Consider the following 26,476-nt stretch of genomic DNA (forward strand, 5'->3'; position numbering starts at 1 on the left):
GGATTGTGTAGAGATATTTCCCATGATCGGAAGAATTTCGGAAGTATCCAAAAGCAAAAAAACTCTGATATAAAATATCAAAGTTTTTTTAAGTAGCCCGTAGGGGAGTCGAACCCCTCTTACCAGAATGAAAATCTGAGGTCCTAACCGATAGACGAACGGGCCATCTACCAAACTGTAAATACTATCTACAGGGTTAGTTTTTTTTTGTTTTTATAAGTTTCAACTCTTAGTATAACCACTCGGTTAGTAGTGATTAAATTTTGTAGCCCGTAGGGGAGTCGAACCCCTCTTACCAGAATGAAAATCTGAGGTCCTAACCGATAGACGAACGGGCCTACTATACTTTTACGCTAATTTATTAACGTGCTTAGTTAATTTGCTTTTCAAGTTAGCCGCTTTGTTCTTGTGGATAATATTTTTCTTAGCTAATTTATCCAATAAAGCGATAACTTTTGGCAGTTGCTCTGAAGCAGCAGCTTTGTTTTCTTCACTTCTCAAAACTTTAAGAGCAGTTCTTGCAGTCTTGTGATAATATCTGTTACGAACTTTTCTAACTTCGTTTTGTCTAATTCTCTTTAATGCTGATTTATGATTTGCCATATCGTTCAAATGTGAGTGCAAAACTATAAACTTTTTTTTAATCTGCCAAATTTATTTTTAAAATTTTTCAATTTTCTTCTGACAGGTATTTTCTGAGTTTATCTATTGCTTGTTCTATTTTTAAATTCTCTTGTTCTCGTTCTATTTTCTTGATTGTGCTACTTAGCATAATCATTGCGTTGTTCCATTCTCCAGTAGTGTTGGTGAAGGTAAGTCCATCAATTGTTACTTCAAAGGCGACCCTTTCTCCAGTCCTGTAAAGTCTGAAACTTATTTTATCATCCCTGCCTGCAATCCCGTCTTCATTGATTTGTAAATCGTAACTTTTTGGGTTAGAGTGGATTTTCTTAAAAAGAAGTTTTGCTTCTTGTATTTTTAAATCCGGCATGATATCAAATTTGGTAGCCTATAGGAGAATCGAACTCCTGTTGCAAGGATGAAAACCTTGAGTCCTAACCACTAGACGAATAGGCCAAATTTTGAGGTTGCAAAAGTAGTGATTAACTTTTTAACTTCAAAATTATTTTCCAGATTATTTAAAAACTTTTTGAATAATGGTATTCTTGATTCCCTTGGATTCAAGGTCTTTTTGGAGCTTTACGGCATCCTCCAAAGTGAAAACTTTACCATAGGTATAGTAAAAAACACCACTGTCTTTATTCCTTTCCACATCCTTAAGTGTCTGAAGGATAAATGAGTTTCCATTCAGTTTTTCACCCACATAAACTTCGATGGTATAGTAACCCATCAGCAGTTTTTGATTAGGCATAAATCCTACCGCATAGGCATTTCTGAATCCTGCATCTTTTGCTGTTTTTAAATTGATATCTTTTACAGAAGCCATATTCGTAACCCCATAGTAGTATTTGTACTGTCCGTTGTCTTTCAGAGGAAGAATATAATTTAAGCCTTTTAAAGCTGGGTCTCCGTCATTGTATTTGGTAGGTGAGCTTAGTAATAAAATCCTGAAATCATTTTTTAATGGTGACTCTGCCGGCTTCTCAGGTTCAGGTTTTCTGGTAGCAATAGAAGAACCTCCGGTTTTTCTGTCAATCGCTTTTTTATAATCGATGATTGCGTTATAGATACTTTCTGAAATTTCATTCTGACCTTTTTCTGATGCCAGGTAGTGACTTTCTTCGGGGTGGTTGATGAAACCTGTTTCGATCAATACGGATGGCATTGCATTCATACGGAGTACGTGAAGGTTTTTCTGGAAAACACCTCTTGAAAATCTTTTATCTTTATTCACAAAGTTACCCTCTACCAGTCCGCCAAGCAGCAAACTTGATTCCAGGTACTTGTTCTGCTGGAGTTTCAGGGCAATAAGAGACTCCGGAGAACTCGGATTGTAAGAACCGAAGGTCTGTTTATCCTTTTCGTCCAGAAAGATCACATCGTTCTCTCTTTTTGCTACCTCAAGATTCTCATCATTCTGGTTCGGTCCCTGTACATAAGTTTCCGTTCCGTAGGCTGTAGGTCTCTGCGAAGAATTACAGTGAATAGAGACAAAAAGATCTGCTTTACTTCTATTGGCCAAATTGGTTCTGTCCGAAAGAGAAGGGTATTCATCAAACTTACGGGTATATATTACTTTGAAATCTCTGTTTTTTTCCAACATAGCCCCTACTTTTAGAGTAACGGCAAGCGTAACGTCTTTTTCTGCAACCCTTCCAATATCCGCATAAGACCTGTTTGCTCCATGATCACTTCCCCCATGTCCAGCATCTAAAACGATCGTAAATTTCTTTTGTGAGAAAATTAAAGTGCTTGAAAGAATAAGGAGAAATGATAAAATTATTTTAAATTTTTGTTTGTACATCTTACAGTTTTAAAAATTATACTAATTTTGAGCCTTAATTATATATAACAAAATTGGCCAAAACCGTCCTCAAAAATATATTACAAATTTTAATTATCCTAATTTTTAACAATTTTTTAGCACAGAAAAACCCTGAAAAATTGCCTAAAAATGTGGTTAATGATACTATTTCCAAAAAGGATACCATTGTCGTAAAAAAGGAAGCTTTAGATGATATTCTCCGCACAAAGGCGGATGATCAGCGAAGAGATGTTCCTAAAAAGATGACATTCCTGAACAAAAATGCCCAGGTAAAATACCAGGACATGCAGATTGATGCAGATTATATTTCTATTGATGATAATAAAAATCTCATCTATGCCCGTGGAAAAATGGATTCTCTTGGAAAGATTATTGAACCGGTAATTACAACCCAAGCGGGTAAAAAGTATGAGACCAACGAGTTCAGTTACAATACAAAGACCAGACAGGCGATCGCTTTTAATGCCAGAACAGAAGAAAGTGGCGGGGTTATCACGGCACAGAAAACTAAAAAGTATAGTGATTCTGTTTTTGCTATGAGGAACGCAGATTATACGACCGACGAATATTATATCAAGAAAAAAGATACTGCTGCGGATTATTTTATGCGAGCTTCAAATATCAAGCTAATCAAGACCAAAAATAAATCACAGATTGTGACAGGGCCTATCCAGATGTACATCGAAAAGGTTCCGACTCCTCTTATTCTTCCGTTTGCTATTCTTCCGTTTTCAGAAAAAAGGGCAGCGGGTATCCTCATTCCAAGTTTTGGAGAAAGGGAAGATGTTGGGTTTTTCCTGAATGGACTGGGGTATTATCAGCCGATAGGGGAGCATTTTGATCTTAAGGTTCTTGCCGATATTTATACCAAAGGGAGCTGGAACTTAAGGCCTCAAATGAATTATCTGAAGAAATATCGCTATTCCGGAACTTTTACAGCAGATGTGGGAACGATGGTAAGAGGAATTAAAGGTTTGGATGATTATACGAAAAACAGTACCTACAGAATTGCCTGGACGCATACTCAGGATTCAAAAGCCAATCCTTTCCTAACTTTTAGTGCTTCAGTTGATATTGTAAGTACCAAATTTTATAACAATCCGCTTAATAACAATTATATTTTTAACCAGAACGTCCTGAATACGCAGCAGAGTTCAGCGGTAACGGTTACCAAAAGATTTTTGAAGTTACCTGCAACGATTACAGGATCGGCATCATACTCTCAAAACTTTGCGACTGGATTAGCAGATCTCCGTCTTCCTCAGATGAATGTGGCGATCAACCAGTTTTACCTGTTTAAATCAAAAACAGGGGTAAGACAGGGGCTTCTCGAAAATATTACAGTGAATACAGGTTTTAACCTGACCAACTATGTCAGCACTCAGGAGAATGAGCTTTTTACCAAAGCAATGTGGGACAAAATGCAGACAGGGCTTAAAAATAATATTGCTTTAGGAACCAATACAACGTTAGCGAAATATTTCACATTCAGTTTAAATGCGAATATTGATAATGCGTTAACAACTAAAACGCTTAACAAATATTATGATCCTGTAAAGAATGTGGATGTAGACGAAATCCAAAAGAATGTTGCCGGATATTCTACATTCTCTTCATCAGCCAGTCTTCAGACAACGCTTTACGGAATGTTGAAATTTAAAAAAGGATCTGCTGTAGAAGCCGTGAGACATATGATGACGCCAAGTCTTAGTTTTACCTACTCACCGGATTTCTCAAGCCCTGGCTTTGGTTACTACAAAAACTATTACAATGCAGAAGGAGCTTTGACGCCTTATTCTATTTTTGAAAAAGGAATTGTTGGAACTCCATCCAGTGGCGTTGTAGGAGCTTTGGGTTTTAACATTGGAAACAATATTGAAATGAAGGTAAAGTCTAAAAGTGACTCTACCGGTGTGAAGAAAATAAAGATTTTTGAATCACTTAACCTATCAGGAAACTATAATTTTGCCGCAAAAGATCATCCATGGTCTGTATTCAGCATCAACGGGCAGTCTTCTTTCTTCAATAATAAGCTAAGCGTTAATACAAGTCTTGCTTTGGAGCCATATAAAATTATTTTTGCTCCGGGAGCTACTCAGGGAATCAGAACAGAAGAATTTGGTCATTTCAGTGTACAGGGATTCAACGTACAGTTATCTTATCCTTTAAGCAGTGAGATTTTTGGTGAGAAGACAGATTATGCTAAGAAATATCCTTCGAAAGGTGAAGTAAGAAATGAAAATTATTATTTTGATGATGATAATTATGCTCATTTCGATCAGGCATGGACTTTAAATATCAATGCAAACTATGCTTATTCAAAAGGACTTTCTGCCCTTGGCAATAAAATTGCTTCAGTAGGTCTTGACGGTAGCATTAAGCTGACTCCTTACTGGAATATCAATGGAAGTACGCATTTTGACCTTGTGACGAAAGATCTGGCGTATACAAGAATCGGATTCTCCAGAGATCAGCGAAGTTTCACGATCAACTTTAACTGGGTTCCTTTCGGACAATACAAGGTATATGACTTCTTTATCGGTATCAAAGCCAATATCTTAAGCGATGCGCTGAAATACAAAGACAGAAGTTTTACACAGCCTAATGCACCTTTCTAAGATCAAATTGACAATTGTAAATATAAATTTTATATTTGCAACCAAAATAAATTCTAATGAAATCACTGTTGACAAAATTTGCTGACAAACAAATGCAGAAGGTGGTGATTGCATGTGACCTTTGAAAAAATAAATATCCACATATGAAACAAATAATCAACACAGTTAATGCACCTGCAGCTATCGGGCCTTATTCGCAAGCTAATATGGCGAACGGAATTTTATATATTTCCGGACAGATTCCTGTAGATCCGGCAACTGGAAAATTGGTAGAGGGAATTGAGAAGGAAACGCACCAGGTGATGAAAAACCTTGAGGCTGTTCTTACAGAAGCGGGGATGACCTTTAAAAATGTTGTGAAAGCTACCATCTTCCTTAAAAGTATGGATGACTTTGCCGTAATGAATGATATTTATGCTTCATATCTTGATGCAGACAGCTATCCGGCCCGTGAGACTGTACAGGTTTCATGTCTGCCTAAGAATGTTGATATTGAAATTTCTATGATTGCACATCAGGATTAATGAATTTTATAAGAAACACAATTGCGGTTCTGGTAGGCCTTGGTATAGCGGGGCTTATTATCACTCTTGGTATAAGAGCTTTTCCGCAATGGATCACTTTCGAAGCTTTTGCTCCCTTCGAGCATTGGCAGAGATTTCTTTACAGTATGAAAGGCGATAGTGCGTTTTTCGGATTTCTGTTGTTTATTTCCGGGCTTGGCTCTACGATAGGGGGAGTGGCGACTGCTCTTATTGTGAAGTATGCTAAGGTGGCTTATGCCATTCTTATCGGCTTCATTATGCTTTTCATTGCCATGCTGGATGTTATTATATTTCCATACCATCCTACATTTTATAAGATCTCTATTTTTCTTACGTTTTTCCCGTTTTCGTGGATAGGAGGAAAGATTGTAGAGGTAATTTATGAACGGAACAAGAAGAAAAGGATTGCAGAGAAAATGAATAAGAAATAAAACCAAATAAAAAAAACGCTGCAGATCTGCAGCGTTTTTTGTTGATATGAAAAAGACTATTGTCTTTGTTGATTAAGGCATTTTGAATCCTTTTGTATAGATTCTTCCATAGTCATCTACAAATTTCACCTGTACATTACCCTGGTATTTATCAAGAATCTTTTCTACGTCTTTCTGTGAATTCACAGGCTTCCCGTTGATCTCGATAATGATATAATTGTCTACGATTCCGATCTTGGCCATTTCGCTTCCTTCACTTACATTTTTAGCAACGACCCCACTGTTTAATCCGTATTCTGTTTTGAATTTTTCAGTAAGCGGATCGAAGTCTGCTCCAATTTTTTCAGTTACGCTTAAGTCAGCTTTTGTTCTGGTAGTCGTTCCTCCCTTCTGGTCTTTAAGCGTTACCGTAGTTGTGCTTTCTTTACCGTTTCTTGCATAGGTTACCTGAACTTTATCGCCTGGACGTTTGCTTCCGATTGACATAGAAAGATCAGCAAAATCTGTAATATCGTAGGTGTCGATTTTCGTGATAACATCACCTTTTTTCAATCCTGCATCTTCTGCACCGCTGTTATCTCCGAATCCTGTTACATAAACTCCTGAACCGGATTTAATATTGGTCTTAAACTGTTTATTATAGGCAGCTACCTGCTGATCGTTAGAAAGGTCTAATGATGAAACACCTAAGAATCCTCTCTGTACGATTCCGAATTTCTTGATATCCTCAACAATCTTTCTTGCTAAATTAGCCGGAACAGCAAATCCGTATCCCTGATAATACCCTGTAGTAGACTGGATCGCAGAGTTGATCCCGATAAGATCACCATTAACGTTTACCAGCGCTCCTCCAGAGTTACCCGGGTTGATCGCTGCATCGGTCTGGATAAAGCTTTCAATTGGGTTGGCGGCTTTCCCCTGACCTCCCAGGATGCCAATTCCTCTTCCTTTAGCAGAAACAATCCCTGCGGTTACTGTAGAATTTAACCCAAGCGGGTTTCCTACTGCCAGTACCCATTGTCCGACTTCAATATTATCTGAGTTCGCAAAATTTAAATAGGGAAGTCCTTTTTCTTCAATCTTCAGTAAAGAAATATCTGTATTGGGATCTGTTCCTACAAGGGTTGCTATATAAGATTTTTTATTGCTTAATACGACTTCCAGTTTATTCGCTCCTGCTACCACGTGGTTGTTGGAGATGATATATCCGTCCGGAGAAATGATCACCCCGGATCCCATTCCTGATGGCATATTGTCCGGAGCCTGCTGCTTCTGTCTCTGCTGTCCTCCTCCTCCGAAAGGATCTCCGAAGAAGAAATCAAACAGATCCTGTTCCGAAGCTCTGCTCGTTGATCTGCTTTGGTAATTTTTAATGGTAACAACAGCCGGAACGGTAGTTTTTGAAGCTTTTACAAAATCGTCGCCCACAGTTCCAGTGTTCATTCCTACAAAGGATGCATTAGGAGCTGCTGATGTGAAGTACGACTGGTCTCCATTATTAGACTGATGACCGAAATATTGTAATGTCCCAACGGTAGTAGCTCCTGAGATCACTCCCACTACTGCAAATGGTAATAGTTTTTTTAAAGTACTCTTCATTGTATATCTTTCTTTTTATTTATTAATTTTTTGTTTTATCGTAAACAAATTTAATGCTAAATAAGTAAGCAATTAGTATGCTGTGTTTCAATTTTAACTAAAATTTAACGGGTATTGTGTCATTTTATGGATTATGTCATAATCTTAAATAAGGCATTAACAAAACTTAAAAAAAAATTAAAGGAAAAATGTGACATTTTGTACATTGTCAAAAGAAATAATGTCAAGATTAAGGTACAACAATTAATCCAAATGTTTCAATCTGGCAATGATTAACCTCTATTTCTTATATCCATTACTCATTACCGATATTTGTGGCGTGTGATTTTCCCGGAAAAACAGACTCAATTGAAAAATTACTATATTTGCAAAAATATTTTTCTCACTTAAAACGTTTATAGCATGCAACTGTATAACACCTTAAGCGCAGAAGAAAGAGCTCAACTTATTGATGAAGCTGGTAAGGAACGCCTTACATTGTCTTTCTATGCGTATGCCAAAATTGAAGATCCCAAAAAATTTCGCGACGAATTATTTATAGCCTGGAATGCACTTGATGCTCTTGGTCGTATATATGTTGCTCATGAAGGAATTAATGCTCAGATGAGTGTTCCTGCGGACCAATTTGAAGCATTTCGGGATACGCTGGAAGTATACGAGTTTATGAAAGGAATTCGTTTAAATGTAGCCGTTGAACAGGATAACCATTCTTTTTTAAAACTAACGATAAAAGTCAGACATAAAATTGTTGCCGATGGTTTGAATGATGATACTTTTGATGTTACCAACAAAGGAATTCACCTGAAAGCACAGGAATTTAATAACCTACTTGAAGATCCAAACACCATTGTCGTTGATTTTAGAAATCACTACGAAAGTGAAGTGGGGCATTTCGAAGGGGCTATTACTCCTGATGTAGAAAATTTCAGAGAAAGTTTACCTATTATCCACGAGCAATTACAGGATTTTAAAGAAGATAAAAATCTGTTGATGTATTGTACAGGCGGAATTCGTTGCGAAAAAGCCAGTGCTTACTTCAAACATCAGGGTTTTAAAAATGTATTTCAGTTAGAAGGCGGAATTATTGAATATACCCGTCAGATAAAAGAAGAAGGAATCAAAAGTAAATTTATCGGAAAAAACTTTGTATTTGATCATAGATTAGGTGAACGAATTACAGACGATATTATTTCAAAATGTCATCAGTGTGGAAAACCTTGTGACAACCATACCAACTGCTCCAATGATGCCTGTCATTTGTTATTTATTCAGTGTGACGACTGTAAAGCTGTTATGGAAAACTGCTGTTCTACAGAATGTCTGGATATAACCCATTTGCCTTTAGCTGAGCAGGTGAAATTAAGAGAGGGACTACAGGTTGGAAATAAAGTGTTTAGAAAAGGAAAATCTGATGCTTTGAAATTTAAAACCTCAGGCGATTTACCAAACGAACCTTTAGCGAAAGTTCAAACCAAAAATATCCGCAAAAAAATAGCGGTCAAAAAAGTATTGCTTGGAAAAGCAGAACACTATTATACAAAATCAAAAATTGCACAGTTTTTGATCGAAAATAAAGAACTTTCAGTAGGCGATAAAGTATTGATTTCAGGTCCGACAACTGGTGAGCAAGAGGTAACCATTACTGAAATTTATGTGAATGGAGGTCCTTGCGAAATAGCAAAAGTAGGAGATCAAATCACTTTTGAACTTCCGTTTAGAGTTCGTTTATCGGATAAATTATATAAAATTTTAGAAGCTTCTGAAAACGCACAGTAATCATGTTAAAAGCTGAGCTTAGAAAAAAATATATGCAAAAAAGAAAAGCCTTGTCAATTGATGAGGCTTTCTTGTTATCTGGGAAAATATTAGAACTTTTTTTAGATTATTTTAAACCTTTAACAGGGGAGAAGGTGCATATATTCATCCCGATTAAAAAGTTTAATGAGATTGATACAAAGATCTTTATTGATGCTTTTTTAGAGAAAAATATGCGCGTTTTTGTCCCTAAAGTAGTAGCGGATAACCTGATCTCCGTGGAGATTAACAGGAGTACGGTATTTGAAACCAGCAGTTGGGGGATCTCAGAACCTCTTTCCAACGAAGATTCCGGAGAGCATCATTTTGATTATGTGATCACGCCTTTACTCTACGGTGACCCTAAAGGAAATAGAGTAGGCTATGGAAAAGGTTTTTATGACACGTTTTTCCAAAGCATTTCAGCCACTTCCAAAAAAATTGGGATCAACTACTTCAGCCCGGATGAAGAGATCGATGATGTTTGGGAAAATGATATTCCTTTGGATTATTTGGTTACTCCTACTGAAGTACTGTCTTTTTTTAATGGGGCAGTATAGAAGTCTAAGAAATAAAATTTAAACTCCTTTTTAATCATCGGAGTTGACAGGAGAATATATTGAGCATTTTTTTCAAAAGTTCCCAGAGATTTATTTTTGGCGTCAAAATATTCCAGATTGAACTTGGCATAATCCAACGTATCTTTTTTATAGAACTCTTTATAAACATTCAGGCTGTTTACTTTCACCGATTTTACTTTCAGACTGTCTAGTTCTCTGAAAAGTTTTCTAAACGTCATAGAATCAGGTTTATGGAAATAGCTTTCCATTTGCGAGTAAATAACCGTGTCTATCTCTGTATTTCTGTTGCCGGATAAATAAAGAGTGGAAAGATCCAGGAGTTCCTGTACTTTCTGTTTGGTGATGGAATTAATGGCCTGCATACTGTCCATCTGTACCGCAGGGTAGCTTTTTACATTGGTGCTGTTTCTTAGTTTATCCAGATCGCTTACTTCTGTCTTTTTATTATTGCAGGAAACAAATGCTAAAAAAAGTACAGCGAACATTAAAAATTTATTTATTTTCTTCATCTGTGGTGGCAATTTTAAATTTGATAGATACGATTTTTCCTTTACTGTCCTTTTTCATCTCAATAACATTAAGGTTTTTCAGAGATGTGGTAGGGGTGGTGACCAGTGTGATATATCTTTGCTTATCAAGTCTCTCTATACCGTAGGTTTTGTTGTCATATACCTGATAAATAACGGCGTTATTGCTGATCAGGTTTTCCAGTTGATTTCTTTTTTGCTTAATGAGGGCTACCTGTTCTTCAGGATTGCCGCCTTTGATGTCTTTAATGGAGAAATAATAGGCTGCCATTTTATAATCATCAGGTTTCAGTTCTATCATTTCCTCATCCGGAGCATTCTCCAGATTTCTGTTGACTTCCAGATATTCGTAGAAAGGAGCACTGATCTGCATTTTAAGATTTTTGTCTTTCGTAGAATAGTAAAAACATTCTCCCGGTTTTATTTTAAACAGAAGCGGTGATTCATTTTCTTTGATCACTCTTATTTCAAGGGTATTGATAGCGGAAACGCCACGGTCTTTGTCCGTAAAACAATATTTATAGGTTTTTGAAAAAATTTCATCTTTAAAACCAAGAATTCCGGTAATGGTAATTAATATAGAAGTTATGATCGCCCAAGCGTGCTTTTTGAAGAGATTTTTCCTTGGTGTTGAAGCTTGTATCTCTATATTTGTAAGTGTCGTCGTTTTTTGCGTAATTGCTTGATCATCAGTATTTGATTTTTGTAAATCAATGTTTTCTTGTGGCTGATACTCAATTTTTTTGGATGAAATTTCAGTTTTAGGCAAATCAAGCGCTGCTGATACCGTTTTCTCCAATTCCTTGATTTCTTCCTCCTCAAGATCTTCATTTTCCTGTAGCAATTCTCCTGCAAAAAGGTGCTGTTTTTTGAAGTCATACCATGAATCGTATCCTGCATAGATACTCAATAAATTGAGCATATCGATTCTCGGCAATTTGGTGACTGGTGAAGTTTTGAAATAGGTGTAAAATGACTTTTCACTGATGTTACCTTTTGCTTTTTTGCGAAGGTCTTCCTGGAAATATATAATATCTATACCCTTCCATTTTGAAATATCATCATGGGAAGAGCTGGATTCTTTTAAAAATTCTGTCTGAACATCCTTTTTTAGCTGCTCAAAATGTAATAGATCTAAATCTGTCAATTTTTATAAAATAATTAAAATGTTGATTATCAGTATTGTTTTTTTGTAAAACTATTTTACAAAGGTATTACAATTATTTTTCATAAACAACTTTTGTATCTGGTCTACCTTTGTCTTGTTCAAATAACAGAACAGAAGAAAATTTATATAAAACAATATTAACAAAATTAAATTTAATTTATTATGAAAAAGTCATTATTCGTAGCTGCTATCGCTGCAATCTCTCTAGTTGCTTGTAAAAAAACTGAAGCTACTTCTACTGAAGGAGCAACTGATTCTGCTGCTGCTAACGTAGCTGATTCTGCTGCTGTAGTTTCTGATTCTGCTGCTAAAGTAATTGATTCAGCTGCTAACGTTGCTGTTGACGCTACTAAAGATGCTGCTGCTGCTACAACTGCTGCTGGTGCTGATGCTGCTAAAGCTACAACTGAAGCTGCTGCTGACGCTGCTAAAGGTGCTGCTGACGCTGCTAAAGGTGCTGCTAAAGATGCTGCTAAAGAAGTTAAAGACGCTGCTAAGAAATAATTCTAGCAATAGCTTAACAATAAAAGAACCGTTTCACCTGGTGAGACGGTTTTTTTATGCGTTATATTTTAGAAGATGGAAGATATAAGGATTGAAGATGGATATTCCTGTTAATCTTTTAATTTCTCAATGATCTTTGATATGGCTTACAGTTGTTTTTGAACATTAACAACATCCCTCTCCATACTTCAAGCTTCTTTTCAAATCTATCCTTTCTTCTGTTTTAAAGATTCATAGCAAGTAATGGCCACAGCATTGCTCAAATTTAAAGAATCAATACTTCCTGCCATTGGAATCAAGGTGTTTTTTCCTTTTCCAAGCCAGAAATCACTTAGTCCAGAATGCTCAGTTCCAAATAATACAGCAGAGCGCTGTCTGAAATCCCTTTTATAAATATCTTCCGCAGTCTCATCCATAAGAGTGGTGTAGATATTGAACTTATTTTTCTGAAGAAATTCAAAGGTTTCTTCATTTCCAGCCTCATAAACTTCCATTCCAAAGAGACATCCAACACTTGAGCGTATTACATTTGGATTATAAAAGTCTGCTTTTCCGTCTGCAACAATCAAGGCATCTACTCCAAAAGCTTCGCAGCTTCTCAAGATAGCACCTAAATTACCCGGTTTTTCAACACCTTCGACAATAATTACGGTAGAATTTTCTTTAGGAATAAATGACGATAGAAGGTTTTCTTTAGTTTGATAGATTCCGATAATGCCCTCAGAACTCCCTCTGTACGCTATTTTTTCGTATACTTTTTCGCTTACATAATGGATTCTGCCTTCCGGAAGCTTTCCTTTAAAAATATTTTCACATACAAAAAACTCTACAGGTTCAAAATCATACTGTAAAGCTCTTTCGTTTTCCTGCTGTCCTTCAACAACAAAAACTTTTGATTTTTTACGGAACCTGTTGTCAGCCAAAAGTTTGGTGACATTTTTTATTTTTTCGTTTTGAAAGCTTTCTATCAACATGCTGCAAAATTATGCAAAATTTGTGATTAGGCCTGCTTAGTTTTGATGAAAAGGGATGTTCTAATGATTACGAAGAGAAATTTTCTTTCTGAATTAATTTTTGGAAATGTTTTGAGCTGATGGCTTAGACCTTAAGAGAATTAAGCTGCCAATAAACATCGTAATACAACTTGTGATCCACAGATAGTATCCTAAACCATACGATGTAATAGAAGATTTGTGTCCGGCTTCATTTACAGTTATTTCAGTTTCTGTCAAATAATAAAAAGCTACGGCTACAGAAAGTAAGCCCAGGAAAGCGGCAATTTTTGGCTGTTTGACCAACATGAAAATCCATGAAAAAAAGAGTATTGGATTAGCTAACCATGAAGTTCCGTCTCCGCTGAGATCTGTCCACCCTAACAGGAATAGGGATAAACCGTACATTTCACTGCCTTTTTTGGTGAAAACGGCCGGTAAAGCCAAAGAAATTATGAAAAAAGCTATACTGAGGATTAAGATAATGTGGTTCTTTTTCATATTAATTTTCTGTTTCTAAGAAATCACTGTTGTCAATAAGACTCTGTGGTAAATCTTTTTTGTTTTTGATGCCCAGAGATTTCAGTTTCTGAGTCTGGATGACCAGATTGTCATTTCCTGTAGAAAGCTGCTTATAAGCATCATTGTAAACATTTTTGGCCTGATCAAGATTTTTGCCGACTTTCTCTAGATTGTCTACAAAACCTACAAATTTATCATACAGTTTTGCCCCACGATCGGCAATCTCCATAGAGTTCTTGTTCTGATATTCCCGTTTCCAAAGATCTGCAATAAGTTTCAGGGAAGTAATCAGATTGCTGGGATTGAGAAGTAAAACTCTTCTCTCATAAGCAAAATTCCAAAGATTCTGGTCTGCCTGCATCGCGGCAATATAAGCAGGTTCACTTGGAATGAACATCATTACGAAGTCCAGTGATTTCCCGTAATCATCATAGGCTTTCTGACTTAGCTGAAGAATGTGATTTTTGATAGAACCTAAATGTTGGCTGAGTTTCATAGCATAAACATCCTGATCGGTCTCATCCACCAGTTCCGTGAATGCGGTGAGAGAAACTTTAGAATCAATGATTACGTTTCTTTCGTCCGGATATTTTATCACGGCATCCGGACGCATTTTCTTGCCGGAAAATTCAGAGAACAGGGCTTTATTATCTTCGTCACGAAGTTCGTGTTCAAGGAAATATTCTCTCCCTTTTACGAGTCCGGATTTTTCAAGAATACTTTCAAGGATCATTTCTCCCCAGTTCCCTTGTGTTTTGCTTTCCCCTTTTAATGCCCGGGTCAGTTTTTTAGCATCTTCTGAGATCTGCTGATTCAGTTCTGCAAGCTCTTTTACCTTTTCCGCAAGAGAAAAGCGTTCTTTATTTTCCTTTTCATAAGCTTCATTCACTCTGTTTTTCAGATCGGTGATCTTTTCCTGGAAAGGTTCAAGGATGTTTTTTAAATTACTTTGGTTTAAAGTAGTAAACTTCTCCGTTTTTTCATCTAAAATTTTATTGGCCAGATTTTCAAACTGCAGTTTCGATTCTTCCTGAATTTTGGTGATTTCCTCCTTCTGGGTATCAAGTGACTGCTGCATACTTTCATTTTTAGCAGAGAGTTCAGAGTTTTTGGCAAAAATATGTTGCTTCTCGGATATCAGATTCTCGATTTGAGAAGTCTGTTTTAAATTAAGCTGTTTCTGTTCTGAAAACTGGGAGTTTAAAGAAGCGTGTTCGGCAGAGATTTTTGCGTATTCATTTTTGAGGTCATTCAGAAGATCGGTTTGCAGCTGGTTCTGCTCTTTTTCTCTACTGATTTGCTGGTTCAGTTCCTGAACTTTCAGGGTAAGATTTTCCAGATCCGAATGATTTTTGATATGCAGATTATTCAGTTCATCATAAGAACTTCTTGAAACCATAGACGATTTTAAAGCAAAATATAAAATAACGGCTCCAAGAACTCCGCCGGCAATACATCCAATAATTAAATAGGTCATCTCCATGTTTCAAAATTACAAAAAGAAAAATTAATTTATGTTTAAAATAAGAGACTGGAAGCCTGAAGTTGGAAGAGGGAAGGTATTGAGAGGAAGTATCCTTTTCAAGGTTTAAAACCTTGAAAAGGATAGTCATTAATCTCTAAATCTATCTCCAAACTCAGGTTAATAAAGTAAGATCGAGTTTAAACTACTGTTGTTCCGGATAAAATTTCAATATTTTTCACAATATCATTGCTCTCACATTTTTTCAGTTCTTTAGTCAAAGCCGGAGTCAATATCTTTGGATTTAAAATTTGTGATGCCACTTTTGCCGCCGCATAATCTACAATATTAATGACTGATTCTCTTAAAAAGTTAGGGGTATTGGATGCAATAACTGCCGTGGTCCAGGAAGTTTCTCTTGCTTTGGAAATAGCAAAATCCAGAACGGCGTTATCTTTTCCGTTGGAAATTTTATCAATGAGACCTACCGGATAGCAGATTGTATTCAGAGAATCCTGAACTTGCTGGTTGATGGAGGCGATAACAGTATTGATGTTTTCAAAATCCTTTTTTAGCGGATTTATTTTACGGTACGGCATCACTGTTGCGGCAGAAATTCCCAGATCCAGATTAATATGAGCATTCATTCCTAAGAAGATATGCTGCAGGATCAGAAGATTTTTATTTTTGGTTGCTTCAAAAGCTGTATACCATGATTGGGTGCATTTTTTTCCTTTGCTGTAATTTTCCCAGGCTTCCAGATATCTTTGTGCAAAAGCGATGTCTAGCTGTGTCATTCTAGGATTATCCTCAAATTTTTTCTGCTGAATTCCTTTCAGTACCTGAGCGGTCATAATGCGGTAAGTGCAAGCAAAATATCCGGCCGGGCTTTGGTTTTCTTTGCACCAAATGATGATTGCATCCAGTTTTTGCAGAACTTCTTCAATTGTTTTCATGGTGGTTTTTGTTTATTTAAAGATAATAAAAACCAGTGATCAGTGGTGTATTGCTTTGAAAACGAGTAGAAGTGATCTTTTTAATAATGAAAAAGTGAGCCGGAAAGCTCACTTTATTTTTGTTGATCAGATTATGGAGTGATGATAATCGGATCTGGAAAAGGTTCAAGAACCAATGGTTTGCACATGGCGGCCGGTTCGCATCTGTTCCCCATGCATATAAAATTAGTCATCGTGGTGGAGCCGTCAGGACATCTGATCATGCCTTCACCAGGGCATCCTCCGGGACATGGTGCCGGATATAAATACCCGCCGAATACATCTTTCAGTTCTGTTCTTGAAAGTTTTGATAGGTTCGTTTTTTTCATGGAATTAATTTTTTTTGATGGTTTTAATTTGTATAGTTTTGAAAATGAACGTCTAAGATAGTAAAAAAATAAATCACTATGTAACATCATAGTGATTTATTTAAGTTTTATTCAGTTTTTTCGGGACAGATAGCTATTGGCATGCTATCAGTTTTTTATAATTCATTGAATAGTTTTTCCGAGGTCCATACAGTTGCAAATTCATCATTTAAATTGGCAAGACTGGTCAGGTGTATTAATTCTGAATCATATTTTTCTCCATGTATTCCTATTCTGTCGAAAGTAGCTGTGGCGTCTGAAATTACGTAGGTTTCGTATCCGTAATTTCCAGCCATTCTGGTGGTTGTAGAAACACAATGATTGGTTGTTATTCCAATAATCACTAAAGTATTGATATCCTGCTGATCGAGCTGTTCTTTTAAATCTGTTCCTATAAAAGCGCTATTTACATTTTTTGTAATGACGGGCTCATTGTTTTTTGGAAGTACATAATCGTTAAATTCGAAGCCGGTATGGGTCTCATGCAGTTTTGAATCAGGATTTAACGAGCTGTGTCTGATGTGGAATACAGGTAGGTTAAGCTCTCTCCATTTTTCTAATAGTTTTCCACTGATCTGTTCTGCTGTTTTGTTATTTCTGTTTCCACCCCAATATTTTTCATCAAGAAATCCTTTTTGAATGTCAATTAAAAGTAAGGCTGGCTTTTTATCTTGAAGTTTCATATAAGTTGTATTAATGGTGTATTTATCAGGGTATTGTAAAAAAAATTAAATTAGCTTCCTAAGTACATTGAGTAAAGTGGTGTTTCATTCTTTAGCGATTCGGTGTCGTTGGCCGTGAGGCCTTCAAAGAATATATGATCACCAAGATCTTTATTAGCCACTTGGTTTTCTAACTGAAAGAGCAGATCCAGAGCAGTGAAGTAGGCTCCGTTGCTGGCTTTCAGCCTTGCACAAAACTCAACCTGAAACATACCATGGTCGCTATTGTCTTCGTCAAATACATCATTTTCATCACCCAATAATGTTTCGTTGGCCGCGATATCTTCTTTCCCTTTGATCCAGGCTTCATAGCAAACATTTATCTCAGGAACAGTGATCACCATTTGATCAGCGTCCCAACTTGCCTTTTCTTTTAAAATAAGGGTTTGGTAGTGGTTGATTTCTTTATTAAAATCATCAATGCTATTGTGATGATTACCTTTAAACGCCCAGACTATATTTGAAAGTATGCCCATTTCTATGGATTCTCTTTAGATATTTCTTCGTGATGTTTCAAATATAAAGGCAAGGCAGCAGATCCATACCAGGGAAAGATTTCATAACTGAAAACACCAGCTTGTACGGCAGGATCGGTTTTTACCCATTGTTCAGCTTCTTCCTTAGATTTTGTATTGAAAATAAACATACCTCGGTAATTTTCTTTATTTTTTTCTAAAAAAGGTCCAGCTACCACAATTTTCCCTTCATCAGCCAGCTTTCCGATATTGGTCATATGGCCTTTCATCAGTTCACCCATTTTGGTTTTATCTTCAACTTTTGTACTTCCTGTGGTAAGCATCACAATTGTGTAGGCTTTCATACCATATTGGTCAGCACCAAGAGAAGTTGCAAGTTCCTGATTGAATTTTGCCTTTTCTTTTTTCTTTTCCTGGGCGAAAGTTAAAGTGGCTAACAAAACGGTAAGGGATAAATAAATTTTTAATTTCATAGCAATGATTTAATTATTAGTCTATGATCTCATGTCTGATATCTAAGGTCTAATTTAATCTTTTATTCTCAAGAATTCTTTAGCCAGTTCAATCATTTTTGGGTCACCGGTATATTTTCCGTGTTCGTCGGAAAGTTTTACCGTTGGAATCCACTCTTTGTTTGGGGCTTGTACACCGATCAGTTTCATAACGATATTCATGGGTTTTAAACCTACATCATTGGTGAGATTGGTCCCGATTCCAAATGATACTCCAATTTTTCCTCTGCAGTAATTGGTGATTTCCTCTACTTTTTCCAGATTCAGGGCATCGGAGAAGATGATGTATTTAAATAAAGGATTGATTCCGTTGTTTTGGTAATGCGCGATTGTTTTGTCTGCGAATTCCAGTGGATCACCACTATCGTGACGAACGCCGTCAAACAGTTTGGCGAACTTCTTATCAAACTGCTGAAAGAAAACATCCGTAGTATAAGTGTCTGAAAGAGCAACTCCAAGATCACCTCTGTATACATCTACCCAGTGTTCCAGAGCCAGCTCGTTCGCCATTTTGAATCCGTATTCTGCTGCGTGGAACATAAACCATTCGTGAGCATGCGTACCGATGGGTTTTACTCCGTACTTCATCGCAAAATGAACATTGGAACTTCCGATGAAAGTGGAGGGTTTGTTTTGCGTTAAAGCTTCCATGACCAGATTCTGTACTTTATAGGAATGTCTTCTTCTGGTCCCGAATTCTGCGAAATTCACTCCAAGTCTTGCCAGCGAATCTGCTTTTTCAAGAGTTCTGTTCATCACGATATCATTGGAATCTCTTTCCATATGGTTCATTTCGTAATGAAGTTCACTGATTAAAGCCAGTAGTGGCACTTCCCAAAGGATCGTTCTGTACCAAAGTCCTTCAACGGTTACAGAAAGTTCGGAGCCTTCCTGATGAATTTTCACTTCAGATGGATCGTAATGGTATCCTTCCAGAAAATCAAGGTAGGGCAGATCTATATAAGGGCAGGTTCTTGCCATGAATTTCTTTTCATCTTTGGTAAGCTTCAGTTCTGCCATTTTGTTGACTGCTTCTTTTAAAGCTGCATCAAAGCCTTCCGGAAACTGATGTTTTCCTCTATTGATGAATTCATATTTTACAATAGAACTTGGGAATAATTTTACCACTGCGTTCTGCATGGTTATTTTATAGAAATCGTTATCTAAGATGGAGTTTAATCGAACGTCGTACATAATATGTGTAATTTTAACGCAAATATAGGTATTTAAAATAAAAACCGCCTAAATGTAAGGCGATTTTTTTATTTATCAGTTGATTTTTGCAGGTTACTTCCCTAAATAAGAATTGTACATCCATACTTCTTTTTCCTGTTCTGTAATGTAGTCGCTCATCTGGGAATTGGTTCCCTCATCTCCTGCTGCATCTGTAATGTCAAGAAGTTCTCTCTGTAAATCGATCACTACTTTGAAAGAGTTCAAAATAAGTTCAACACTTTTAGTGGCATCTGTTACTTCTTTGCTTTCTTTAATAGTGGATACTTTCAGGTAGTCTGAATAGTTGTGGGCAGGAGTCGCGCCTAATGTTAATATTCTTTCCGCAATCTCGTCGATCTTTAGGACCAGGCTGTTGTACAATTCTTCGAACTTCGGGTGAAGCGTAAAGAACTGTTCTCCTTTAATATTCCAGTGTGAACCTCTTGTGTTCTGATAGAATACTGAATAGTTGGCTAAAAGTATATTAAGCTTTTCAGAAATGTTTTTACAGTCGGCTTCTTTCAGGCCGATAATGCTTGCATTTTTCATACGTTTATTTTTTATACTAACAAATTTAGAAAATATTGTGCCGAAAAGCTTTTAATGTCAATAGAAGATAACTATAAGAAAATTTTTAAAAATAGTTTGGAAGTATGGGGATTATCTTATTTATGGTAATTATTAATGATCCATATATTAAGGTATAATCGAAGGTCTTGGTGAGAGTATATGATAATATCTATTTTCCAGAGCTAAATATCCATAATTCCCTGAAACAAAATGTAAAAAACTTTGAATGGAGTAAAAATGTCAAGGTTAAAATAATGAAATAAATTTTACAATTATTTAATAGAGAGTTAGTAAGGAAAAATGACGACCTTCTTTTGCATTTTCTCAATATACATCAGCGGTCTGCGATTTGACTACTAAAGGACAAGGTTTTTTTCGTGTAAGTGTTTGATTTTAATTTTTATATAAGTTTTGTAGATTGAAAAAATATTCCTATTTTTGCACCCTAAAATAAAAAGCAATTAAATGCCTACTATTCAACAATTAGTAAGAAAAGGAAGAGTCGCACTCACCAAGAAGAGTAAATCGGCTGCCCTTGATTCTTGTCCACAAAGACGAGGTGTATGTACGAGAGTATATACTACCACTCCTAAGAAACCTAACTCTGCACTTAGAAAAGTTGCAAGGGTAAGACTTTCTAACGGGAAGGAAGTCAACGCCTACATCCCGGGCGAAGGACATAATCTTCAAGAGCACTCGATAGTATTGGTACGCGGCGGAAGGGTGAAAGACCTACCGGGAGTACGTTATCATATCGTAAGAGGAGCATTAGACACTGCAGGTGTTAGTGGAAGAACGCAGAGAAGATCTAAGTACGGAGCTAAGAGACCAAAACCAGGTCAGGCAGCAGCTGCACCAGCTAAAGGAAAGAAAAAATAATCATTAAATAAGGTACAGAAACAATGAGAAAGACAAAAGCGAAAAAAAGACCGTTGTTACCAGATCCGAAATTTAATGATCAATTGGTAACAAGATTTGTAAACAATTTAATGCAAGACGGTAAGAAGTCTATCGCATTCAAAATATTCTATGATGCTTTAGAGCTTGTAGAAGCTAAAAAAGGAGAAACTGAGAAAACTGCCCTTGAAATCTGGAAAGATGCATTAACTAACGTTATGCCTCACGTAGAAGTACGTTCTAGAAGAGTAGGTGGAGCTAACTTCCAGATTCCTATGCCAATCAGAGCTGATAGAAAAATTTCTATGGCAATGAAATGGTTAATTCTTTACTCTAAAAAGAGAAATGATAAGTCAATGGCTTTGAAATTAGCTAACGAAGTAGTAGCTGCTTCTAGAGAAGAAGGTGCTGCTTACAAAAAGAAATCTGATACTCACAAAATGGCGGAAGCTAACAAAGCTTTCTCACACTTTAAATTCTAATTAGAAATGAGTAGAGATCTTAAATTTACAAGAAATATTGGTATTGCTGCCCACATTGATGCGGGAAAAACTACCACTACAGAAAGAATCTTATTCTATACTGGTGTTAACCATAAAATTGGAGAAGTTCACGATGGTGCTTCTACAATGGACTGGATGGAGCAGGAAGCAGAAAGAGGTATTACAATTACTTCTGCTGCAACAACTTGTTCTTGGAATTTTCCAACAGATCAAGGTAAAATCTTACCTGAAAGTAAGCCTTACCACTTCAACATCATCGATACACCTGGACACGTTGACTTCACAGTAGAAGTAAACAGATCTCTAAGAGTATTGGATGGTTTGGTATTCTTATTCTCTGCAGTAGATGGAGTAGAGCCTCAGTCTGAAACAAACTGGAGACTTGCTGACAACTATAAAGTAGCAAGAATGGGATTCGTAAACAAAATGGACAGACAAGGTGCTGACTTCCTTAACGTGGTAAACCAGGTTAAGACGATGTTAGGATCAAACGCAGTTCCAATCGTTTTACCAATCGGTGCTGAAGAAGATTTCAAAGGTGTTGTTGACTTAATTAAAAACAGAGCGATCATCTGGGATGAAGCAGGACAAGGAGCTACTTTCGAAGTAGTGCCAATTCCTGAAGACATGAAGGCTGAAGTTCACGAATACAGAGAGAAATTAGTAGAAGCTGTAGCTGATTACGATGAGACTTTGATGGAGAAATTCTTCGAAGATCCGGATTCAATCTCTGAAGAAGAAATCAACGAAGCGCTAAGAAAAGCTACTATTGATCTTTCTATTATCCCAATGACTTGTGGTTCTTCATTTAAGAATAAAGGAGTACAGTTTATGTTGGATGCAGTATGTAAATACTTGCCTTCTCCATTGGATAAAGACGATATCAAAGGTACTGATCCTAGAACAGATCTTGATATTACAAGAAAACCAGACGTAAACGAGCCTTTCGCGGCTTTAGCATTTAAGATTGCTACTGACCCATTCGTGGGAAGATTAGCATTCTTCAGAGCATACTCTGGAAGACTAGATGCAGGTTCTTATATCTTGAACACCCGTTCAGGTGATAAAGAAAGAATCTCTAGAATCTATCAGATGCACGCTAATAAGCAAAATCCTGTAGAATATATTGAAGCAGGAGATATTGGTGCAGCTGTAGGTTTTAAATCTATCAAAACTGGTGATACAATGTGTGATGAGAAACACCCAATCGTTCTTGAATCGATGGTTTTCCCTGATCCGGTAATTGGTATCGCTGTTGAACCTAAAACTAAGGCAGACCAGGATAAAATGGGTAACGCTCTAGCTAAATTAGCTGAAGAAGATCCTACTTTCCAGGTTAAAACTGACGAAGCTTCTGGTCAAACGATTATCTCAGGAATGGGTGAACTTCACCTTGACATTCTTGTAGATCGTATGAGAAGAGAATTCAAAGTAGAAGTTAACCAAGGTCAACCTCAGGTAGAATACAAAGAAAATCTTACAAGAGTTGCTCAACACAGAGAAGTTTACAAAAAACAATCTGGTGGTAAAGGTAAATTTGCTGATATTGTATTTGAACTAGGACCAGCTGACGAAGGTAAAATTGGTTTAGAATTCATCAATGAGATCAAAGGTGGTAACGTTCCTAGAGAATTTGTTCCTGCAATTGAAAAAGGCTTTAAAGCTGCAATGAAGAACGGTCCTTTGGCTGGTTTCGAAGTTGAAGGTATTAAAGTTATTCTTAAAGACGGATCTTTCCACGCAGTGGATTCTGATGCACTTTCTTTCGAAATGGCAGCTAAATTAGGATTTAAAGAAGCGGGACGTGCTGCTAAGCCAGTAATTATGGAGCCTATTATGAAACTGGAAGTTGTAACTCCGGAAGAATATATGGGTAACATCATTGGTGACCTTAACAAAAGAAGAGGTACGATCAGTGGACAGGAAGAAAAGAACGGTGCTGTTGTTATCAAAGGTTCAGTTCCACTTTCTGAAATGTTTGGATATGTAACGACTCTAAGAACACTTTCATCAGGAAGAGCTACTTCTTCTATGGAATTAGAGAAGTACCAAGCAACTCCACAAAACGTTGCTGAAGATATCATTGCTAAAGCAAAAGGTTAATTTTTTAAATTAGAAAAATGTCACAAAGAATCAGAATAAAACTAAAATCTTACGATTATAACTTGGTAGACAAGTCTGCTGAGAAAATCGTAAAAACGGTAAAGGCTACTGGTGCTGTTGTAAACGGACCAATTCCATTGCCTACAAATAAGAGAATCTTCACTGTGTTGAGATCTCCGCACGTAAATAAGAAAGCTAGAGAACAGTTCCAACTTTCTGCTCACAAGAGATTGATGGATATCTACTCTTCTTCTTCTAAAACTGTTGATGCTCTAATGAAATTAGAGTTACCAAGCGGTGTAGACGTTGAAATTAAAGTGTGATAATTGCATACTTTGCAATGATTATAGAATCCGGCCCTGAAAAGGGCCGGATTTTTTTGTCTATAAATCATGGTAATAAAGCTGATCTACGATTGGTAAATTAGCGTATAAAATATTTTAATACTGGATATTCTGTCTTTTTACCATTTCGCCTTTTCTACAGATAAGTCCACTTTTTCCCGGGACCTTTAAAGATGCTCCGGTGTCATTAAGGGATCTCTATAACATCTGAAAGTTCATTTATAATCTGATAATGATGAGTCATTCGGAGGTGAGATATGTCACCTTTGTTTATTTATTTAGAATCAATAAAAATAATAATTTTGCAAAAAATAATCAGATGAATAAAGTAGTATCCTTTTCTTTGCTTGTATTAGGTGGGGTTTTTGTAAACGCACAGCAAGTAAACGATTCTATTAAAAAATCAAAAGAGATTGATGAAGTAGAATTATTTGGTGAAAAAAAGAAACAGCCGGTAGGCTTAGAAGCCATTACAAGGCTTCCTTTGAAAACCAGGGACCAGATTCAGAGTATTTCGGTAATTTCGCATAAAGCCATCGAAGAGCTGGGAGGTCTTACCGTTACAGACGTTGCCAAAAATGTACCCGGCGTTACTTTGTTCTCCAGCTATGGAGGAGGAAGTGAAAGTATGTCAATCAGAGGGTACCGTGGAGTACCTGTATTGAAAAATGGCGTTCAGATGGATTCGGATTTCCGTACTGCAGGGATGATCACAGATATGCAGGGCGTTGAAAGTATCCAGGTAATAAAAGGATCAGCGGCTGTAAGCCAGGGGATCGGAAATGGTTTGGGTTCTGCAGGAGGAGTCATTAATGTTGTGACCAAAAGACCACAGTTTATTGATCAGACCAGTGTAGGATTCCGTTACGGGAGCTGGGACTTTTACAGACCCACTGTAGATTTTCAGAGAGTCCTGGACTCTCAGGGAAAAGTAGCGGTAAGATTCAATGGGGCTTATCAGAAAAACAATTCTTTCAGAAGCCATGTGGAAGGGGAGAGAATCTACATAAATCCATCCATAACGTACCGTCCGGATGATAAAACAGACATCAATGTGGAGATGGATTATCTTCATGATAACCGTACTCCAGACAGAGGAACTATTAATACCGCGCCTGGTGATGTAGAATCATTATACCATATGCCAAAAGGTAAATTTTTAGGATATACTTCTGATTATTCAAAAACAGAAACATTTAACTTCGCCACTACAGTAGTGCGTAAACTTAATGATAAATTAAAGGTAAGAGCTGCTTTTATTAACTCTACAAGCAGTTCAGACAGTGAGGCTTCTTCCATATCATTGCCTACCGGAGAAACGAATTATAATATCAGACAGCATACCATCGGGAAGTCCCAGGGAGAAGATATCAATAAAGTATTGCAGTTAGATTTCATTGGTGAGCAGATAAAAACAGGTTTCATCAATCATACCTTCCAGGTTGGGTTTGACTGGAGAGAAACGGAAACATCTACTGTGACCTATGAGGCATATAAAAATTCCATTGCGCCTGAAAACTTAATTACTGCCCGCCCAACAAAAATCGGAACGATAACATATAATGCCAATCCTCTGGATATTTTCGATGTTGTGAACGGAACAATACCCAATCAAATTCCAACGAACGTCATTTATAAAAACCTGGGACGATCAAATCCTGTCCTGACTCCAAGCATCGGTGCTATGGCGCAGGATGTAATGTCAATCGGAAAATACCTGAAAGCCCATTTGGGACTAAGATACAGCAGACTGAATGGATCTGCGAATGAAACGGTAGACACATGGAATCCATCTTTTGGATTGATCGTTTCACCGATTCAGAATATCAATGTTTTCGGATCGTATACGACGACGACCTCTTTAAGAGCTTCGAATAATATTCTTCAGGCGGGAGGACTGGTTGGAGCATCGCACACCAAGCAGTGGGAAGCCGGTATTAAATCTGACTGGTTTAATGAACGTTTGAGATTCAATGTTACCTTATTTGATATTAATACAGATAACCTGTCATTCCAGATTCTGGATAAAAATTATCAGCCCATAAAAGATAACAACAATAATATTCTTTACGGACTTGCCGGTAACCTGAGAAGAAAAGGAATGGAGGTAGAGCTTATCGGAAGAATTTTACCAAACCTTCAGATCATGTCAGGATGGGCATATCTGGATGCTCAGTATCAGGAGAGTCCTGCTTATATGAATGGTTCTGCGCCAATGAATGCTCCAAGGCATACCGCAAATGGATGGTTAAATTACAAATTTATTACAGGAACTTTAACAGGTCTTGATGTAGGAGCCGGAATCTATTATGTTGGAAAAAGACCGGTTGATGAATGGACTCAGAAAACATTTACAGCTGCTCATCTTAATAGCGTAAAAGCAGGAGACAAGCCTTTTGATATGCCGGAATATACGACACTTGATGCTCAGGTGGGATACACCCTTAAAAACGGGATGGGATTAAGAGTATTTATGAATAACATCTTCGATTCAGTAGGGTACAGCTCTTATTTCAGAGGAGGCTACATCGATCAGATTCAACCGAGAAACTTTGCCGTACAGGTGAATTATAAATTTTAAT

General features: G+C 36.9%; 27 protein-coding genes and 3 tRNA genes. 11 read left to right on the forward strand and 19 right to left on the reverse strand.

Features of this window, described 5'->3' with window-relative positions; genetic code table 11:
- Positions 1 to 93 precede the first annotated feature (93 nt).
- The 6 genes from NZD88_RS10305 to NZD88_RS10330 all read right to left on the reverse strand — a co-directional run bounded on the left by NZD88_RS10305 (position 94) and on the right by NZD88_RS10330 (position 2,425).
- Positions 94 to 165 (reverse strand) — tRNA-Glu (locus NZD88_RS10305).
- A gap of 101 nt (positions 166 to 266) precedes the next feature.
- Positions 267 to 338 (reverse strand) — tRNA-Glu (locus tag NZD88_RS10310).
- A 10-nt stretch (positions 339 to 348) separates the two neighbouring features.
- Positions 349 to 603, reverse strand: coding sequence for a 30S ribosomal protein S20 (gene rpsT, locus NZD88_RS10315; RefSeq protein WP_169234003.1), 255 nt, complete (start codon positions 601 to 603; stop codon positions 349 to 351).
- Between the two features lie 67 nt (positions 604 to 670).
- Positions 671 to 991 (reverse strand): hypothetical protein, encoded by a 321-nt coding sequence (locus NZD88_RS10320; RefSeq protein WP_169234004.1) that lies wholly within the window; start codon positions 989 to 991, stop codon positions 671 to 673.
- A gap of 11 nt (positions 992 to 1,002) precedes the next feature.
- Positions 1,003 to 1,077 (reverse strand) — tRNA-Glu (locus NZD88_RS10325).
- A gap of 58 nt (positions 1,078 to 1,135) precedes the next feature.
- On the reverse strand, positions 1,136 to 2,425 hold the full coding sequence (locus NZD88_RS10330; protein WP_259829080.1) for an N-acetylmuramoyl-L-alanine amidase family protein: 1,290 nt from the start codon (positions 2,423 to 2,425) through the stop codon (positions 1,136 to 1,138).
- Between the two features lie 53 nt (positions 2,426 to 2,478).
- Here NZD88_RS10330 and NZD88_RS10335 point away from each other — a divergent pair, with 53 nt between their 5' ends.
- The 3 genes from NZD88_RS10335 to NZD88_RS10345 all read left to right on the forward strand — a co-directional run bounded on the left by NZD88_RS10335 (position 2,479) and on the right by NZD88_RS10345 (position 6,040).
- Positions 2,479 to 5,064: a putative LPS assembly protein LptD gene (locus NZD88_RS10335; RefSeq protein ID WP_259829081.1), complete on the forward strand. Its 2,586-nt coding sequence runs from the start codon at positions 2,479 to 2,481 to the stop codon at positions 5,062 to 5,064.
- 143 nt (positions 5,065 to 5,207) lie between these two features.
- The gene (locus NZD88_RS10340; RefSeq protein WP_099764939.1) at positions 5,208 to 5,588 is read left to right on the forward strand and encodes a RidA family protein; all 381 of its coding nucleotides are present in this window, start codon (positions 5,208 to 5,210) and stop codon (positions 5,586 to 5,588) included.
- Positions 5,588 to 6,040, forward strand: a complete 453-nt coding sequence (locus NZD88_RS10345) for a hypothetical protein (RefSeq protein WP_259829082.1) — start codon at positions 5,588 to 5,590, stop codon at positions 6,038 to 6,040. The genes NZD88_RS10340 and NZD88_RS10345 overlap by 1 nt, the downstream gene beginning before the upstream one ends.
- A gap of 72 nt (positions 6,041 to 6,112) precedes the next feature.
- On the opposite strand, the gene NZD88_RS10350 is transcribed toward NZD88_RS10345, so the two are convergent.
- Entirely contained in the window at positions 6,113 to 7,639 is a 1,527-nt protein-coding gene (locus tag NZD88_RS10350) for a trypsin-like peptidase domain-containing protein (protein WP_259829083.1), read from the reverse strand.
- A 402-nt stretch (positions 7,640 to 8,041) separates the two neighbouring features.
- Here NZD88_RS10350 and trhO point away from each other — a divergent pair, with 402 nt between their 5' ends.
- A complete protein-coding gene (trhO, locus tag NZD88_RS10355) occupies positions 8,042 to 9,415 on the forward strand; it encodes an oxygen-dependent tRNA uridine(34) hydroxylase TrhO (RefSeq protein WP_259829084.1) in 1,374 nt (457 codons plus the stop codon).
- Positions 9,416 to 9,417: 2 nt separating this feature from the next.
- Positions 9,418 to 9,993, forward strand: coding sequence for a 5-formyltetrahydrofolate cyclo-ligase (locus NZD88_RS10360; protein ID WP_259829085.1), 576 nt, complete (start codon positions 9,418 to 9,420; stop codon positions 9,991 to 9,993).
- Here the strand turns inward: NZD88_RS10360 and NZD88_RS10365 are convergent.
- A complete protein-coding gene (locus tag NZD88_RS10365) occupies positions 9,942 to 10,523 on the reverse strand; it encodes a hypothetical protein (protein WP_259829086.1) in 582 nt (193 codons plus the stop codon). The two genes, NZD88_RS10360 and NZD88_RS10365, sit on opposite strands and share 52 nt — an antisense overlap.
- A complete protein-coding gene (locus NZD88_RS10370) occupies positions 10,507 to 11,688 on the reverse strand; it encodes a hypothetical protein (protein WP_259829087.1) in 1,182 nt (393 codons plus the stop codon). Before NZD88_RS10370 ends, NZD88_RS10365 begins: the two co-directional genes overlap by 17 nt.
- Positions 11,689 to 11,871: 183 nt before the next feature.
- On the opposite strand from NZD88_RS10370, the gene NZD88_RS10375 reads away from it, so the two are divergent.
- The gene (locus NZD88_RS10375; RefSeq protein WP_076507063.1) at positions 11,872 to 12,213 is read left to right on the forward strand and encodes a hypothetical protein; all 342 of its coding nucleotides are present in this window, start codon (positions 11,872 to 11,874) and stop codon (positions 12,211 to 12,213) included.
- A 206-nt stretch (positions 12,214 to 12,419) separates the two neighbouring features.
- Here the strand turns inward: NZD88_RS10375 and NZD88_RS10380 are convergent, their stop codons facing one another.
- From NZD88_RS10380 to NZD88_RS10425, 10 genes are all read right to left on the reverse strand, one after another.
- Positions 12,420 to 13,187: a TrmH family RNA methyltransferase gene (locus tag NZD88_RS10380; RefSeq protein ID WP_259829088.1), complete on the reverse strand. Its 768-nt coding sequence runs from the start codon at positions 13,185 to 13,187 to the stop codon at positions 12,420 to 12,422.
- A gap of 93 nt (positions 13,188 to 13,280) precedes the next feature.
- On the reverse strand, positions 13,281 to 13,613 hold the full coding sequence (locus NZD88_RS10385) for a hypothetical protein (RefSeq protein WP_259829089.1): 333 nt from the start codon (positions 13,611 to 13,613) through the stop codon (positions 13,281 to 13,283).
- 94 nt (positions 13,614 to 13,707) lie between these two features.
- Entirely contained in the window at positions 13,708 to 15,210 is a 1,503-nt protein-coding gene (locus NZD88_RS10390; RefSeq protein ID WP_423738662.1) for a DNA recombination protein RmuC, read from the reverse strand.
- Between the two features lie 179 nt (positions 15,211 to 15,389).
- Positions 15,390 to 16,145 carry a DUF5995 family protein gene (locus NZD88_RS10395; RefSeq protein WP_259829092.1) on the reverse strand — a complete coding sequence of 252 codons (756 nt, stop codon included), beginning with the start codon at positions 16,143 to 16,145 and terminating at the stop codon, positions 15,390 to 15,392.
- Positions 16,146 to 16,276: 131 nt separating this feature from the next.
- The gene (locus NZD88_RS10400) at positions 16,277 to 16,603 is read right to left on the reverse strand and encodes a TIGR04149 family rSAM-modified RiPP (protein ID WP_341483010.1); all 327 of its coding nucleotides are present in this window, start codon (positions 16,601 to 16,603) and stop codon (positions 16,277 to 16,279) included.
- A 65-nt stretch (positions 16,604 to 16,668) separates the two neighbouring features.
- On the reverse strand, positions 16,669 to 17,235 hold the full coding sequence (locus tag NZD88_RS10405; protein WP_259829093.1) for a cysteine hydrolase family protein: 567 nt from the start codon (positions 17,233 to 17,235) through the stop codon (positions 16,669 to 16,671).
- A 50-nt stretch (positions 17,236 to 17,285) separates the two neighbouring features.
- Positions 17,286 to 17,750 carry a hypothetical protein gene (locus NZD88_RS10410; RefSeq protein ID WP_259829094.1) on the reverse strand — a complete coding sequence of 155 codons (465 nt, stop codon included), beginning with the start codon at positions 17,748 to 17,750 and terminating at the stop codon, positions 17,286 to 17,288.
- A 2-nt stretch (positions 17,751 to 17,752) separates the two neighbouring features.
- The gene (locus tag NZD88_RS10415) at positions 17,753 to 18,223 is read right to left on the reverse strand and encodes a YciI family protein (RefSeq protein ID WP_259829095.1); all 471 of its coding nucleotides are present in this window, start codon (positions 18,221 to 18,223) and stop codon (positions 17,753 to 17,755) included.
- A 54-nt stretch (positions 18,224 to 18,277) separates the two neighbouring features.
- Entirely contained in the window at positions 18,278 to 19,456 is a 1,179-nt protein-coding gene (gene pncB, locus NZD88_RS10420) for a nicotinate phosphoribosyltransferase (protein WP_259829097.1), read from the reverse strand.
- Between the two features lie 93 nt (positions 19,457 to 19,549).
- Positions 19,550 to 20,026 carry a Dps family protein gene (locus NZD88_RS10425; protein WP_169234023.1) on the reverse strand — a complete coding sequence of 159 codons (477 nt, stop codon included), beginning with the start codon at positions 20,024 to 20,026 and terminating at the stop codon, positions 19,550 to 19,552.
- 486 nt (positions 20,027 to 20,512) lie between these two features.
- Between NZD88_RS10425 and rpsL the strand changes: the two genes are divergently transcribed.
- The 5 genes from rpsL to NZD88_RS10450 all read left to right on the forward strand — a co-directional run bounded on the left by rpsL (position 20,513) and on the right by NZD88_RS10450 (position 26,475).
- A complete protein-coding gene (rpsL, locus tag NZD88_RS10430; RefSeq protein WP_027383325.1) occupies positions 20,513 to 20,926 on the forward strand; it encodes a 30S ribosomal protein S12 in 414 nt (137 codons plus the stop codon).
- Between the two features lie 23 nt (positions 20,927 to 20,949).
- Positions 20,950 to 21,426, forward strand: a complete 477-nt coding sequence (gene rpsG / locus NZD88_RS10435) for a 30S ribosomal protein S7 (protein WP_169234024.1) — start codon at positions 20,950 to 20,952, stop codon at positions 21,424 to 21,426.
- Between the two features lie 6 nt (positions 21,427 to 21,432).
- The gene (fusA, locus tag NZD88_RS10440; protein ID WP_169234025.1) at positions 21,433 to 23,550 is read left to right on the forward strand and encodes an elongation factor G; all 2,118 of its coding nucleotides are present in this window, start codon (positions 21,433 to 21,435) and stop codon (positions 23,548 to 23,550) included.
- 17 nt (positions 23,551 to 23,567) lie between these two features.
- Positions 23,568 to 23,873, forward strand: coding sequence for a 30S ribosomal protein S10 (gene rpsJ, locus NZD88_RS10445; protein WP_002661363.1), 306 nt, complete (start codon positions 23,568 to 23,570; stop codon positions 23,871 to 23,873).
- Positions 23,874 to 24,213: 340 nt separating this feature from the next.
- Positions 24,214 to 26,475, forward strand: a complete 2,262-nt coding sequence (locus NZD88_RS10450; protein WP_259829100.1) for a TonB-dependent siderophore receptor — start codon at positions 24,214 to 24,216, stop codon at positions 26,473 to 26,475.
- Position 26,476 lies beyond the last annotated feature (1 nt).

This window comes from Chryseobacterium pyrolae (genome assembly GCF_025153485.1).
In the GTDB taxonomy this organism is placed as follows: domain Bacteria; phylum Bacteroidota; class Bacteroidia; order Flavobacteriales; family Weeksellaceae; genus Chryseobacterium; species Chryseobacterium antibioticum.